The 13904-nt window shown below is 67.6% G+C and carries 15 protein-coding genes; 7 read left to right on the top strand and 8 right to left on the bottom strand.

The window, feature by feature from the left end:
- Positions 1 to 87: 87 nt before the first annotated feature.
- Positions 88 to 1023 (bottom strand): hypothetical protein, encoded by a 936-nt coding sequence (locus AC1RGU_RS21610; protein WP_492698093.1) that lies wholly within the window; start codon positions 1021 to 1023, stop codon positions 88 to 90.
- A gap of 202 nt (positions 1024 to 1225) precedes the next feature.
- Between AC1RGU_RS21610 and AC1RGU_RS21605 the strand changes: the two genes are divergently transcribed.
- The 3 genes from AC1RGU_RS21605 to AC1RGU_RS21595 all read left to right on the top strand — a co-directional run bounded on the left by AC1RGU_RS21605 (position 1226) and on the right by AC1RGU_RS21595 (position 3838).
- A complete protein-coding gene (locus AC1RGU_RS21605) occupies positions 1226 to 2428 on the top strand; it encodes an MFS transporter (RefSeq protein ID WP_159278578.1) in 1203 nt (400 codons plus the stop codon).
- A 61-nt stretch (positions 2429 to 2489) separates the two neighbouring features.
- Positions 2490 to 3311, top strand: coding sequence for a 2,5-didehydrogluconate reductase DkgB (gene dkgB, locus AC1RGU_RS21600; protein ID WP_492698096.1), 822 nt, complete (start codon positions 2490 to 2492; stop codon positions 3309 to 3311).
- A 101-nt stretch (positions 3312 to 3412) separates the two neighbouring features.
- Positions 3413 to 3838, top strand: a complete 426-nt coding sequence (locus AC1RGU_RS21595; RefSeq protein WP_070060148.1) for a PaaI family thioesterase — start codon at positions 3413 to 3415, stop codon at positions 3836 to 3838.
- Between the two features lie 25 nt (positions 3839 to 3863).
- Here the strand turns inward: AC1RGU_RS21595 and AC1RGU_RS21590 are convergent, their stop codons facing one another.
- Positions 3864 to 4244 (bottom strand): hypothetical protein, encoded by a 381-nt coding sequence (locus tag AC1RGU_RS21590; RefSeq protein WP_492698098.1) that lies wholly within the window; start codon positions 4242 to 4244, stop codon positions 3864 to 3866.
- A gap of 131 nt (positions 4245 to 4375) precedes the next feature.
- Here AC1RGU_RS21590 and AC1RGU_RS21585 point away from each other — a divergent pair, with 131 nt between their 5' ends.
- The gene (locus tag AC1RGU_RS21585; RefSeq protein ID WP_492698100.1) at positions 4376 to 5221 is read left to right on the top strand and encodes a DUF7822 domain-containing protein; all 846 of its coding nucleotides are present in this window, start codon (positions 4376 to 4378) and stop codon (positions 5219 to 5221) included.
- Positions 5222 to 5225: 4 nt separating this feature from the next.
- Here the strand turns inward: AC1RGU_RS21585 and AC1RGU_RS21580 are convergent, their stop codons facing one another.
- The 5 genes from AC1RGU_RS21580 to AC1RGU_RS21560 are packed head-to-tail and all read right to left on the bottom strand — an operon-like array spanning position 5226 to position 9997.
- Positions 5226 to 5720: a nucleoside deaminase gene (locus AC1RGU_RS21580; protein ID WP_390346714.1), complete on the bottom strand. Its 495-nt coding sequence runs from the start codon at positions 5718 to 5720 to the stop codon at positions 5226 to 5228.
- Positions 5721 to 5740: 20 nt separating this feature from the next.
- Positions 5741 to 7057 (bottom strand): cyanate transporter, encoded by a 1317-nt coding sequence (locus tag AC1RGU_RS21575; RefSeq protein ID WP_492698102.1) that lies wholly within the window; start codon positions 7055 to 7057, stop codon positions 5741 to 5743.
- The gene (locus AC1RGU_RS21570) at positions 7054 to 8259 is read right to left on the bottom strand and encodes an amidohydrolase family protein (protein WP_492698104.1); all 1206 of its coding nucleotides are present in this window, start codon (positions 8257 to 8259) and stop codon (positions 7054 to 7056) included. The genes AC1RGU_RS21575 and AC1RGU_RS21570 overlap by 4 nt, the downstream gene beginning before the upstream one ends.
- 38 nt (positions 8260 to 8297) lie before the next feature.
- Positions 8298 to 9773, bottom strand: a complete 1476-nt coding sequence (locus AC1RGU_RS21565) for a sodium:solute symporter family protein (protein ID WP_095948149.1) — start codon at positions 9771 to 9773, stop codon at positions 8298 to 8300.
- Positions 9770 to 9997, bottom strand: a complete 228-nt coding sequence (locus AC1RGU_RS21560; protein ID WP_390346720.1) for a DUF3311 domain-containing protein — start codon at positions 9995 to 9997, stop codon at positions 9770 to 9772. Before AC1RGU_RS21560 ends, AC1RGU_RS21565 begins: the two co-directional genes overlap by 4 nt.
- A 167-nt stretch (positions 9998 to 10164) precedes the next feature.
- Here AC1RGU_RS21560 and AC1RGU_RS21555 point away from each other — a divergent pair, with 167 nt between their 5' ends.
- The 3 genes from AC1RGU_RS21555 (at position 10165) to AC1RGU_RS21545 (ending at position 12847) form a co-directional block, all read left to right on the top strand.
- Complete coding sequence (locus AC1RGU_RS21555) at positions 10165 to 10938, top strand: GntR family transcriptional regulator (protein WP_492698107.1); 774 nt, start codon at positions 10165 to 10167, stop codon at positions 10936 to 10938.
- Positions 10939 to 11018: 80 nt separating this feature from the next.
- Positions 11019 to 11966 carry a DMT family transporter gene (locus tag AC1RGU_RS21550; protein ID WP_492698109.1) on the top strand — a complete coding sequence of 316 codons (948 nt, stop codon included), beginning with the start codon at positions 11019 to 11021 and terminating at the stop codon, positions 11964 to 11966.
- A gap of 50 nt (positions 11967 to 12016) precedes the next feature.
- Positions 12017 to 12847 carry a TorF family putative porin gene (locus AC1RGU_RS21545; protein ID WP_492698111.1) on the top strand — a complete coding sequence of 277 codons (831 nt, stop codon included), beginning with the start codon at positions 12017 to 12019 and terminating at the stop codon, positions 12845 to 12847.
- Here AC1RGU_RS21545 and AC1RGU_RS21540 read toward each other — a convergent pair whose 3' ends face one another.
- Complete coding sequence (locus tag AC1RGU_RS21540; protein ID WP_095743580.1) at positions 12848 to 13852, bottom strand: Bug family tripartite tricarboxylate transporter substrate binding protein; 1005 nt, start codon at positions 13850 to 13852, stop codon at positions 12848 to 12850.
- Between the last annotated feature and the right edge of the window lie 52 nt (positions 13853 to 13904).

Here is a 13904-nt window from a genome sequence, read left to right as displayed (position 1 = left end):
ATATTCGAACATTTTTCGGCGATTCAATTTTTCTAAAAGCGCAAGAACTGTAAATCGCAGCACAGTCCTAGGCTAAAAAAATTGAACCTACGCGAGCCCCTTCAATAGCATCGCGTGCGCATCGCTCCCAATCCAATCTCGCAGGGCATTCGCTTTCGTCGCGAGGTGCGGGGGAAGCCAAAGAGCAAGTAGGCGCAGGTTGTTATCCGTGAGGAATCGCAGCGCAGACGCCGCTGCGGCATCGGCCTCATCCAACGTTCGAGCGTGACCATCGAGGAATTTCAGCGTGCCCTTGAGCTTCGGCGATGGGATTCGATCTGGGTCCAGCGCCGCAAAAGCAAGAAGCGGTTCCAACAAATTCGTTATGAGTCGGCCACGGCAATCGAACATGATCCACGGCATTGGCTCAAGTGCGCCAACAATCGCTGTCGCGTCCCGCGCAGCGGCCCTAGTTAGTCCTTTGGTGGCCGCCATCAAATTCTCAATTTCCGCCTCGGTCCGCTGTCGATATTCCTTGACTGTGAAGTCTCCACGCTGCTGAACGGCCTCCAACGATTCGAGTGAGGAGCCAATCAGTGCGTACAGCCCCGCTCTGACTTTAGTAAGCCACTTCGCCCCGAACTTGTTGGTGTGCATAAAAGCATTGATGCGAGCCTCGATAGAAGGAACTAAGGCCTGCAGCTCCCTTGCTCGCCTTACAAGGTCTGCGCGCTCCCTAAGTCGTTGATGGTCCGCCTGAAGCGTATGAAAAATCTCTTCGCCAAAATGCGTACGACCACAGTACTGACCGATGTTGGTTTCAATCCCGCTTTCTGTGATGACTAGGAACCCGTGGTTGTGAGGTGTCCTGCAAGCCTTGAGACCACACAGGACTTGTCTTTGGAAGTGGTACTCGGACAGCACCGCCTTTAGGACATGTTGGGTATGGTCGATTGGGGCCTGAAAGCTCTCACGCACACTCATCTCCTCGAATGTCTGAGGGCGATCGATGAGGGTCTGCGGAGAATCAGCGGTCAGTTGCATAGACTGTCTTTCCATCCAGTGCCACACTATATCTAGTGCATTTTCTGATTGCAACCCACTATATGTAGCGTTATTCCGCTCTTTTTTCCCGCTACGCATTCGCCAGATACTTGCTTATGAGGCAACTATCTTCTTCTCCATACCCTCTTAATCTGCAAAGGCAATCGCCAGACACTCCTCCCATCCCACAAGGAGTGCTCTCATGCCAATCGCCTTACTCGCGCTGACCCTCAGCGCCTTCGCCATCGGAACGACCGAGTTCGTCATCGTTGGCCTCATTCCCACCGTCGCCGCCGACCTCGGCATCGGCCTTCCCTCGGCGGGCCTCTTGGTCAGCCTCTATGCGCTGGGCGTTGCCATTGGCGCGCCGGTGCTCACGGCCCTCACGGGCAAGCTGCCGCGCAAGGCGCTGCTGCTCGGGCTGATGGCGCTCTTCACGGTCGGCAACCTGCTGGCCTGGCAGGCGCCCAGCTATGAATCGCTGATTGCCGCCCGCGTGCTCACGGGGCTGGCGCACGGGGTGTTCTTCTCGATCGGCTCGACGATTGCCACCGGCCTGGTGCCGAAAGAAAAGGCGGCGAGCGCCATCGCGATCATGTTCACGGGCCTCACGGTGGCGCTGGTCACGGGCGTGCCGCTGGGCACGTTCATCGGGCAGCACTTCGGCTGGCGCGAGACTTTCCTGGCGGTGTCGGCGCTGGGCGTGATCGCCTTCATCGGCAGCTGGATCTTCGTGCCGGGCAACATCCGCCACACGCCGCCGGCCTCGCTGGCGCAACAAGCCAAGGTGCTGGCCGAGCCGCGCCTGCTGCTGGTGTATGCCAAGACGGCCATCGGCTACGGCGGCTCGTTCATTCCGTTCACGTTCCTGGCGCCGATCCTCACCGACGTGTCGGGCTTCAGCGCCGGCGCGGTGGGCTGGGTGATGCTGGTGTACGGCATCTCGGTGGCGGTGGGCAACATCTGGGGCGGCAAGCTGGCCGACCGCATGGGCCCGATTCCGGCGCTGAAGATCATCTTTGCGCTGCTGGCGGCCGTGCTGCTGGTCTTCAACTTCGCGGCGCCGCACAAGTGGCTGGCGCTGGTGGCGGTGCTGATGTGGGGCGCGGTGGCGTTCGGCAACGTGCCGGGACTGCAGGTGTACGTGGTGAAGCAGGCCGAACGCTTCACGCCGCAGGCGGTGGACGTGGCCTCGGGCCTGAACATCGCGGCCTTCAACCTGGGCATTGCCGGCGCGGCCTGGGCCGGCGGCCTGATCGTGACGCACCTCGGGCTGATGCATACGCCCTGGATCGGCGCGCTGGTGGTGCTGGTGTCGCTGGCCCTCACGCAGTGGAGCGGCTCGCTCGACCGCCGTGCCGGCATTCCGGTGCGCGCCTCGGGGCCGGTGCCGGTCGGGCACTGAGCTTTCCTCTTCCCTTCTCTTCTTTTTCTTTCTTTCTTTGAACACAAGGCACACACACGCCATGACCACGAACATCCACACCCCCATTCCCGCCTTCGGCCTCGGCACCTTCCGCCTGCAGGGCCAGGTGGTGATCGACTCGGTGAAGAACGGCCTCGACCTGGGCTACCGCACGCTCGACACGGCGCAGATCTACGGCAACGAAGCCGAGGTGGGCCAGGCGATTGCCGAAAGCGGCGTGGCCCGCAACGACCTGTTCATCACCACCAAGATCTGGACCGACCACTACGCGAAGAACAAGCTGGTGCCCAGCCTGAAAGACAGCCTCGCCAAGCTGCGCACAGACCATGTGGACCTGACGCTGATCCACTGGCCCTCGCCGGCCAACGCCGTGCTGGTGGCGGAGTTCATGGGCGCGCTGGCCGAGGCCAAGGCGCTGGGGCTCACGAAGCAGATCGGCGTGTCGAACTTCAACATCGCGCTGATGCAGGAAGCCATCGCCGCCGTGGGCGCGCCGGCCATTGCCACGAACCAGATCGAGCTGCACCCCTACCTGCAGAACCGCAAGGTGGCGGCCTTCGCGCAGAGCCAGGGCATCCGCATCACCTCGTACATGACGCTGGCCTACGGCAAGGTGCTGAACGACCCGGTGATCGGCGCCATTGCCACGGCGCACGGCGCCACGCCCGCGCAGGTGGTGCTGGCCTGGGCGATGCAGCTGGGCTACGCGGTGATTCCGTCGTCGACAAAGCGCGCGAACCTCGAAAGCAACCTGAAGGCGCAGCAGCTGACGCTGACCGAGGCCGAGATGGCGCAGATCGCCGCGCTCGACCGGGGCGAGCGGCTGACCGATCCGCAAGGGCTGTCGCCGGCGTGGGACTGAGGCGCTGGCGCGGGATGTAGCGCCGCGCGGCAGAATGCAGTGACCCCTCGGGGCGCCTTCATGGGTGCCCTTTTTCTTCTGCTTCTTTTCGCTTGCCAGCCATGACCGACCTTCACACCCGCATCTCCGACAGCTTCAACGCACAGGGCCTGATGGCCACGCTCGGCGCGCGGCTGGTGCATGTGGGCGACGGCGAGGTGCACATCGAGATGCCGTTTTCAAAAGCGCTGTCGCAGCAGCGCGGCTATGTGCATGCGGGCGCGGTGACGAGCATCGTCGACAGCGCCTGCGGCTACGCGGGGCTCACGAAAGCGCCGCAGGGCTGCGACGTGGTGACGGCGGAGTTCAAGATCAACTTCATGCGGCCCGCGCTGGGCGAGCGCTTCCTGGCGGTGGGCCGCGTGCAAAGCTCGGGCAAGCTGCTCGCGGTGTGCACAGGCGAAGTGCGCGCCTTCGCGAAGGCGGGCGACACGGACTACAAGGTGGTGGCGATGATGCAGGCGACCATCGTGAACGTGCCGCAGTGAGCGAACGGCACCACGCCTCGCGCGGCTAGCAGCGCGGCGTGGTGGCTTCGCTCTGTTCTTGTTGCTGCTGCTTCTGCTGCTCGGCGATCACCGCGCGGCACAGGGCCTGCAGTTCGGCCGCGACGATGTCGGGCGCCTTGCGCAGCTCGGCAATGTCGCGCTCGCCGACGCAGTGGCCTTCGAGGCGCACATAGATGCGAGTGAAGTTGCCCCCGAGCGCGCGTGCAATGTCGCGCAGGCAATCGGCGACGCTGGCAAAGCCGGTGTGGCTGTACGAGCTGGGCGGGATCACGCCCTTGGAGCGCGGCGCACGCACGGAATACAGGTACGACGCGCCTTCAGACCGCAGCTCCACCACGGGCTGCAGACCGCGCTGAACCTCGCCGTTGCCTTGCTTTCCTTGCATGGGGCGGAGTGTAAATCTGGCGAAGGCAGAATCTGCCGACCAGGCCGAAGGCCGCTTCGCGAGGGGTGGCTCTTCTTCATTCTTGTCACGGCGACGCGCTCGCATTGCAGCCGCCATTCACACTTTGATCCATGGCCAATCGTTCTTACCTCTACAGCCTCACCAACCGGCCCACGGCGTACACGGACCGGCCCGAAACCATCTCGGGCCTGTCCGAATGGAACTACGACATTCCGTTCATGTACCGGCTGCTGATGTCGGGCGATCCGCAGCTGTGCGCGTCGCTGATCTCCGACGGCCTCGACAGCGACGAGGGGGATGAGAAGGTCAGGCTGTACGCGATCAGCGGCCGCTTCGAGCCGGGCTTTGCGCGGGTGAAGCGGCTGATCGACATCATGCGATTCCTGGCGGCACAGGCGCCGGTGCCTGCGACCGCGCCCGCAGCAGCGCCCGTCGTGGCCGCGCCGAAGGCCACATCGTTCGTCGACCGGCTCAAGGGCTGGTTCTCGCCGTCGGCCGCACCGAAGGCACCGCCCGCGGCTGCCGCGCCCGCAACGGGCTCGACGCAGCTGCCGGGCTGGCTGGACGAGACCCTGGCTTTTCTCGAAGCCCACCGCAACGAGCACCTGCTGCTGGAGACGGTCGAGCTCGACACCATGACCGAATCGGAAGAAGCCCCGCTGCGGGCCTGCGTCGAGAAGGAGCTTGCCCGCTGCCAGCAGGCCGGCGCCGCGCTCGATGCGCTGCCGCAAGACATCGCAGCGGCGGCGCAGGTGCTGCGCGAAGCCGGTGCGAAAAAGCAGGCGGCCCCGCTCGATGCGTTCTTCGGGCTGCGCTTCGACGACGACTGCGACAGCACGCGCAGCCGCGCCACGGAATATCCGCTGGGGCTGCAGTGGTACGACGTGCTGTACTTCGGCCTGCTCAACCGCGCCGAGTTCGAAGCCGCCACGCGCGGCGACGCTGCGGCCGCGTAGCGCTTCAGTCGCCGCGTCGCGGCTCGGCCCACGCCGAGAGGATGCGCACGGCTTCGGCGTCCATCTTCTGCTCGGCCGGTTGCACACGCGCGGCCAGCGGTGCGCCGGCTTCGGTGCGCAGCACATCGACGTCGATGGGGTGGCGCGCCGCCACGGTCACGCCTTTGAATGCCTCGCCCGACTGCGCGAGCGTGGCCGCGTAGTACAGCTGGCCGATGCCCGCGATGTGCATGGCCGCCACGCACATGGCGCAGGGCTCGCACGAGGTGTAGAGCTCGCAGCCCGACAGGTCGACGGTGCCCAGCCGGCGGCAGGCATCGCGAATGGCCTCGACCTCGCCGTGCGAGGTCGGGTCGTGGTGCGCGACGGAGTGGTTGAAGCCTTCGCCCACCACTTCGCCGTTCTTGACGACGACGGCGCCGAAGGGCTCGGTGCCGGGTTCCTGGAGCGCCCGGGCCGAGAGGGCCAGGGCGCGCTGCATGAAGTGTTCGTTGTACATGGGTCGAATCTCCTGGGTGCTCAGACCTTGCGGGCCTGGTTGATGGGGGACGGCGCGGGCGCGGCCTGCGCGCCGAACAGGCCGGCGGTGGCACTCGCGTAGCGGCGCGGGTCGAAACGCAGCACGGCGGGCAACAGCAGCACGGTGACAGCGGCCAGGTAGGCCCAGGCCATGGTGAAGCCACCGGTCTGCTCGCGCACCCAGCCGGTGACGAAGGGCGCGAGCGCCGCGATCATGAAGCCCACGCCCTGCATGAAGCCCGCGAGCGCGCCGGCCTGCGCGGGGTCGGGCCGGTGGTCGAGCGCGAGCACCATGCACAGCGAGAACGCACCGCCCAGGCCGGCGCCGAGCACGACGGCGACGATGGCCGCCGGCACGGGCAGCGCAAGCCCGAGCGCCGCAAAGCCCGCGAGCTGCGCCAGCAGCGCGCCGACCAGCCAGCGCCGCAGGTCGCGCTGGCCGCCGCGCCGCGCGAGCGCCGGCAGCGTGAGCGCGCCGACGACCTGCGCCAGCGTCATGAGCGCGAGCACGGCACCGCCCTGCTGCGCCGTCCAGCCGCGCTCGGCATGGAAGTAATGCGGCAGCCACGCGACGAGGCTGGTGTAGCCGCCGTTGATGAGGCCGAAGCACAGGGCCAGCAGCCATGCGCGGCGGTGGCCGAAGCAGCGCAGCCAGGCGCGATCGAGCGAGGGGGCGGCGGTGCCTCGCGCAGATGACGACGCAGATGGAAGTTGCCGCGCACCGCGCAGCCACGCCGCCAGCGCCACGACCGCGAGCACCGCCCACATGGCGAGGCCGGCGTGCCAGTCGAGTTGCGCATCGCCGCCCACGGCGCGCGCGAGCCACGGGCTGGCCATGGCGCCGAGCCCGCCGCCGCCCATGATGGCGGCCGAGTAGAGCCCGGTCATGAGACCGAGCCGCGCGGGGTAGGCCTGCTTGACCACGCCGGGCATGAGCGCCTGCACCAGCCCCACGCCCGCGCCCGCGAGCGCGGCGCTCCACAGCAGCGCCGCGGCGCCGCCCGCCACGTAGCGGCCGGCGCAGGCCAGCGCGATGGCGCCGAGCCCGAGCGCGATGCCGCCGCGCGCGCCCAGCCGCTGGCCCACGGCCGCGCCCGACAGCGACACGGCGCCCATTGCGAACATCGGCAACACGGTGAGCAGTGCGACGGCGTGGAAGCCGATGCCGGTCGCGGCGCGGATCGGTTCGAGCAAGGGGCTGCTCGACGTGAGAAAGGCGCGCAGGTTGAGCGCCACCAGCACGACCACGCAGGCGAAGAAGACCGGGCCCGCGCCGGTGCGCGAGCTGTCGGTTGCAGGGCGTGCGGCGCGGCTCACGCGGGCACGGCGCCGGGCACGAGCGTGCCGTGGCGCGCGACCACGCGGCCGCCCGACACCACGAGCTTGCGCACGGGGCGGCTCACCACGGCCTGCGCGGGCGTTTGCGCGTCGACCAGCACGAGGTCGGCGCGGCAGCCCACGTCGAGCCCGTAGGCCGCGAAGCCACAACCGCGCGCGCCGGAATGGGTGACGGTGTCGAGTGCCACGTCGAGCTCGTCGTCGCGGCGCAGGTTGTAGCGCAGGCCGATGAGCATGGCGCGCTCGAGCATGTCGGGGTTGCCGTAGGGCGACCAGGTGTCGCGGATGCCGTCGTTGCCGCCCAGCACGGTGACGCCGGCGGCGCGGCACGCCATGAGCGGCGGCACGTTGCGCGAGGCCGGCGCGCTGGTGATGAGCACCACGCCGAGCTTCGCCATGCGCGCGAGCAGCACGTCGCGCTCGCGTTCGCTCACGTCACCCAGGCAGAAGCCGTGGCTGATCGCGACCTTGCCCTGCATGCCGAGCGCCTCGGTGCGCTGCAGGATCAGCTCGAGCGAGAAGGCGCCCATGGCGCCGGGCTCGTGCAGGTGGATGTCGACGGGGCGCTGGTGCTTGTGGGCAATGCCGAAGAGCACATCGAGCGACTTCACGGGGTCGCCGTCGATGGCGCAGGGGTCGAGGCCGCCGAGCACGTCGGCGCCCAGGGCCAGCGACTGGTCGAGCAGCTCGGCCGTGCCGGCGCGCCCGAGCAGGCCCGACTGCGGAAACGCGACGACCTGGATCTGCTGCACCTCGCGCAGCGTCTCGCGCGTGCGCAGCGTGCCTTCGAGGTGGCGCAGGCCGGCCTGGGTGTCGACGTCGACGTGCGTGCGCAGGCGCGTGGTGCCGAGCGCGAGAAAGGCCTTGGCCAGCACCAGCGACTGCGCGGCGGCGTCGTGCCCGCTGGCGTGGCGGAAGGCGCGCTCGTTCTCGATCTTGTCGGTGAGATTGGTGCCGACCTCGTTGCGGTACCAGTCCATGCCCCACATGGTCTTGTCGAGGTGGGTGTGGCCTTCGACGAGGCCGGGCAGCAGCAAGGCGCCCTCGCCGTCTTCGACGGTGGCGCCGGCCGGTGCGGCCAGCGCCGCGCCGATCTCGGCGATGCGGCCGTCGTGCACGCGCACGTCGACAGGAGACGCACCCAGGGGGCGCACGTTGCGGATCAGGAGCTGCGAGGTCATTCGATTTCGTTCGTGGGTCAGGGGCAAGAGAAGACCGGTCAGGCGGGTTGCGCCGCCACGGTGCGCGGCAGCACGCGCGGCGTGACGAGCGCCACCGCCACGAAAACCAGCGCGTTGACCGCCAGCGCCACCAGCCCGGTGTTGAGCGACTTGAAGACGACAGGCGCCGCCGGGAACAGCGTGCCCAGGTTCGCGCCGGTGGTCATCGTGAAGGCCAGCACCGCACCGCCCGCGAGGATGCCCGCAAAGGCGGCGTGCTTGCTGCCGAAGGGTTTCTTCATCAGGCTGAACAGCAACGAGGGCAGCAGCTGCGTGAGCAGGCTCGACGCGAAGATGGCCACGGCCACGATGGTGGTGCCGCCGCGCAGCACGAAGTACACAGCCACCAATGCGAACAAGGGCAGCACGCCGCGCGCCACGCGCGAGACCTGCTTGTCGGTGGCGTGGGGCGCAAAGCCTTCCTTGTAGACGTTCTTGCCGATCACGGTGGAAGCGGTGAGCAGGATCATCGAGCCCGGCACCAGCGCGGTGAGCACGCCCGTGCCGCCGATCACGCCGACGAACCAAGGGTCGAAGGTGTGCTTCACGAGGCCGAACAGGGCCAGGTCGACCTCGGAGCCCTTGAGCCCCGGCACCTGCAGGATGGCCGCGAAGCCCACCAGGAACAGGAAGGCGATGACCACCTGGTACAGCGGCATCAGGATGGTGTTGCGGCGCACCGCACTCGCGCTGCGCGCGGCATACACCGAGGTGAGGTTGAACGGGTACAGGTAGTAGCCCAGCGCCGTGAGCAGGATGGTCGAGTTGTACCAGGTGAGGTTCAGGCCCTCTTTCGGAAACTCGAAGAAGCTGGGGTTGGCCGCGTGGATGGCGCTGAACATCGGCGTGACGCCGCCGTAGTAGTGCCACGGCAGGTACACGCCCAGGAACACGGCGAGCACGAGGATCAGGATGTCCTTCACGATGGCGATGCTGGCCGAGCCGTGGATGCCCGAGAACAGGATGTAGCTCACCATCACGAGCGTGCCGATCCAGATCGCCACCTGCGGCGCGATGGAGCCGTACGAGGCCTCCGACACGATGATGCCCAGCCCGCGCAGCTGGATGGTGAGCAGCGCCACCATGCCCATGAGCGCGACCACCGACACCAGCACGCCGAGCGGTCGGCTGTCGTACTTGTGGGCGAAGAAGTCGGAGAACGACACCAGCTTGTGCGCGGTGGCGTAGCGCCAGATGGCCGGCAGCATCCAGAAGGCCATGAGGTAGGCCAGGCCGCCGTAGGCCAGGATGTAGAAGGCCGGCGAGCCCTTGCTGTACGACCAGCCGCTGGCGCCCAGGAAGGTGAAGGTCGAGAACGACTCGCCCGCCATGAGCAGGAACACCATGATCGTGCCCAGCCCGCGTCCGCCCAGCGCCCATTGCTCCAGGCTCATGGTGCGCCCGCGCCGCGCGAGCACGGCCAGGCCCAGGGCGCCGGCCACGAAGAGCGCGATCACGCCGAGTGCGGCGTTCATCGCGCGTCTCCTGCAGCCTTGGCAGCCTGCGCATCCTGCGCGTCGAGGTCGCCCTCGGCGCGGTCGATGACCACCATGATGAGCGAGGTCAGCACCAGCCAGCTCACGTTCCAGACCATCAGGAACGGCATGCCGAGCACGAAGGTGGGCGCGACGGACGACAGCCATCCCCCGCTGAAGAAGGCGGCGACCGGCAGCAGGGCCAGCCATTTGGCGAGTTTCATGGGATGTCTCTGTGTGTTCGGGTGGTTGGAAATTCGATCTTCTTTTGGTTAACCATTTTATATATTTTGGTTAACCAAACGGCGCGAATGGTACGGAGCCGGGCGGGCCGCGTCAATCCGGGGGCTTTCCCGGAGGTGGCGGGGTGCAGGCAATAATCCGCAGACCCATGCCTGCCGCCACCCGCCGATCCGCCGCACCCGCCCCTTCCGCAGAACCTGCCGAACCCGCTTCCGTCGATGACGCGAACGTGGACGAGCGCGTCTACGCCGCCGTGTCCAAGGCGCTGCTCAGCGGCAAGCTGCGCCCCGGCACGCCGCTGCGCGAGCGCGCGCTGGCCGAGGCGCTGGGCTGCACGCGCGGCGCGGTGCGCAAGGTGCTGGCGCGGCTGGGCTCCGAAAAGCGGCTGGTGCTGGAGCACAACCGCGGCGCCTTCGTGCCCAACCCGTCGATCGACGACATGCGCGGCATCTACCGCGCGCGCCGCATCGTGGAGGCCGGGCTGGTCGCCACGCTGTTCGGCCGACTGGCGCGCGAGCAGGTGGCCGCGCTGCGCAAGCACGTGCAGGCGGAGCAGAAGGCGTTCAAGGAAGGCCGGCGCGAGGACGCGATCCGCCTGGCCGGCGACTTCCACCTGCTGCTGGCGCAGATGGCGGGCAGCGACGAGCTGCTGTCGTACATCCGGCGGCTGATCTCGAACACCGAGCTGTACAAGGCGCTGTACGACTCGGCCGAGGCCGCGAGCTGCGCGCCGCGCGAGCACGAACAGATCATCGAAGCGCTCATGGGCGACTCGCTCGACGCCGCGCTGGCCGTGGCGCTGGAGCACCTGGACGAGCTGGAGCAGCGCGTGATCGCGGGCGCGGCGGCGGAGCAGGAAGTCGACCTGGCGGCGCTGCTGAACGGCGCTGCGCCGGCGCGAAGCCACGGGCACGATCACTGAGGCTTTCGCGCCGACATTTCGCCCACATTTCGCCCATGAGCGAAGTGTCGAGGGGCCGGTCTCGCGAAGATCGGCGCACCATGCCAACGACCCCGCTCGCCGCTTCAGTCCAACCCCACACCCCTGCCCTTGAATGGGCGCTGCTCGCGGTGCTCGCGACCTGCTGGGGCGCCTCGTACACCTTCATCAAGATCGGCGTGGCGACGATCCCGCCGGTCACGCTGATCGCGGCACGCACCCTGATCGCCGGGTTGCTGCTGCTCGCGGTGCTGCGCGTGCGCGGCGTGCGCTTGCCCAAAGACGGCGCGACATGGCGGCGCTTCGCGCTGCAGGCTGGCCTGAACAGCGTGCTGCCGTTCACGCTGATCGCGTGGGCCGAACGCAGCGTGGATGCGGGGTTGGCGACCATCCTCAACTCGACCTCGCCGATCTTCATCTTCCTGCTGGGCTGGGGCCTGGGCGGGGCGGGCAAGCCCACGCTGCAGCGCCTCTTCGGCGTGGGGGCGGGGCTGGCGGGCATCTGCCTGATCGTGGGTTTCGAGGCGCTGCAGGGGCTGGGGCATTCGCTGCTGGCGCAGCTGGCGCTGGTGGTGGCCGCCGTCTGCTACGGCTGCGCCGCGATGTTCGGCCGCGTGTTCAAGGGCCTGGACCCGATGGTGCCCGCGGCCGGCTCGCTGTTGAGCGGCGCCGCTCTGCTCGTGCCCGCGAGCCTCGCGATCGACAGGCCCTGGGCGCTCGCCCCCTCCACCGCCTCGATGCTCGCCGTGCTGGCGCTGGCGGTGCTGTCCACGGCGCTGGCCTTCACGATCTACTTCCGGCTGATCAAGACGCTGGGGCCGATGTCGACCTCGGCGCAGGCCTACCTGCGCGTGCCCATCGGCGTGACGATCGGCGTGGTGTTTCTGGGCGAGACGCTGGCGGCCACGGCGTGGATCGGGCTGGCCTGCGTGGTGGTGGGCGTGGTCGCGATGACGACGCCCGACACACAACTTTTGCGCCGGGGCCTTCGTTTTTTACGCGGCTTTTAGACCCGCGCTTCTACGCTGCCGGCTCCTCCATCCGTTAGCGAATTCTTTCGATGAAACACCTTCTCCGCACCGCCTTGCCGGTGCTCGTTCTTCCCACCCTGTTCGCCCTGCCGATGCTCGCCAACGCGCAGCTCACGGGCAACGTGGCGCTGACCACGAACTACAAGTTCCGCGGCCAGGACCAGGACATGCTGGGCAAGAACGACTACGCCAAGACCAAGGGCTTCAAGCCCGCCATCCAGGGCGGCTTCGACTACGCCTTCGGCGACAGCGGCTTCTACATCGGCAACTGGAATTCGAGCGTCAACTGGCTCAAGGGCAACAGCATCGAGAGCGACCTGTACGGCGGCTACAAGTTCAAGGCCGGCCCGGTCGACATGGACGTGGGCGCCCTCACCTACCTGTACCCGGGCAATTCGACGGGCAACACGACGGAGCTGTACGCCAGCGCGGGCTACACCGACGCCACGCTCGGCTCGTTCACGCTGAAGTACTCGCACACGGTGTCGAAGGACTACTTCGGCTATGCCAGCGCCAAGACCGGCTCGGGCCGCACGGGCCGCAACACCGGCTACCTGAACCTGGCCTACAGCAAGGAGATCGTGCCCAAGGTCACGCTGAAAGCGGCCGTGGGTTACACGAACATGTCGAGCGACATCCGCAGCCTGGGCTACAGGAGCTACGTCGACTACAACGTCGGCGCCACGTACGACTTCGGCAGCGGCCTCACACTGACCGGCTCGGTGCAGGGCGCGAACAAGAAGGGCGCGTACGTGTCCGTGGCCAACCCGGGCTTCGACTACGGTTTCGGCAACGTCGGCCAGACGACCTACTCGCCGAACAAGGCCCGCTTCATCCTCACGCTGACCAAGACGCTCTGATCAGTCGATGCTGATGTTCGCCGCCTTGGCGACCTCGGCCCACTTCACGCGGTTGGCGTGCACGGTCTTCTTGAACTGCGCGGGCGATTCGATGCGCACGGTGTTGCCCTGGCTCTCGAAGCGCTCGCGGATCTCGGGCTGCTCGAGCACGGTCTTCACGGCGGCGTTGAGCTTGTCGACGATGTGCGCGTCGGTGCCCTTGGGCGCGAAGATGCCGAACCAGATGGCGCTGTCGAAGCCCTTGGTGCCGGGCAGGCCGCTGGAAGCGATGGTCGGCACTTCCTTCACGGCCGGCACCGCCGTGGCGGTGGTCACGCCCAGCAGGCGCACCTTGCCGGCCTTGTAGTGCGGCAGCACGGTCTGCACCTGGTTCATGATGCAGCAGGTCTCGCCGCGCACCACCGAGGTGATGGCCTCGGGGCCGCCCTTGTAGGGCACGTGGACCATGTTCAGGCCCAGGCGCGAGTTGAACTCCGCAAAGGCCATGTGCGTGCCCGCGCCGTTGCCGGTGGAGGCGTAGTTGTACTTGCCGGGGTTGGCCTTCACCAGCTCGACGAACTCCTTGAGCGTGCGCACGTTGATCACGTCGGGGTTGATGGTGAGCACGTTCGACACGTCGAGCACGGGCGCCACGGGCACGAAGTCGGCCTCCACGTCGAAGGGCAGCTTCTTGTAGAGCGCAGCATTGCTGCCGTGCGTGGCGGCGGTGCCGAACGAGAGCGTGTAGCCGTCGGGCTTGGCATGGGCGACGTACTCGCTGGCGATGTTGCCGGCGGCGCCCGACTTGTAGTCGATGATCACGGGCTTGCCGAGCTGGCGCGACAGCGGCTCCTGGATGGCGCGGGCGACCACGTCGACGCCCGAGCCGGCCGGGAAGCCCATGATCAGTGTGACGGGTTGTTGCGGCCAGTCGGGCTGGGCCAGCGCCAGGGTCGATGCGGCGGCGGTGCAGAGCAAGGCGCCAGCGGCCAGCAGGGCGCGACGCGGGAAGGGAGAATGGGCCATGTCGGTCTTTCTTCGAGGCGGACGGTGCAGGCGCCGATTGTGGCGCGCGGCT

It is taken from the genome of Variovorax sp. GW823-FHT02B07 (assembly GCF_058797695.1).
This window is presented reverse-complemented; position numbering and strand designations above follow the sequence as displayed.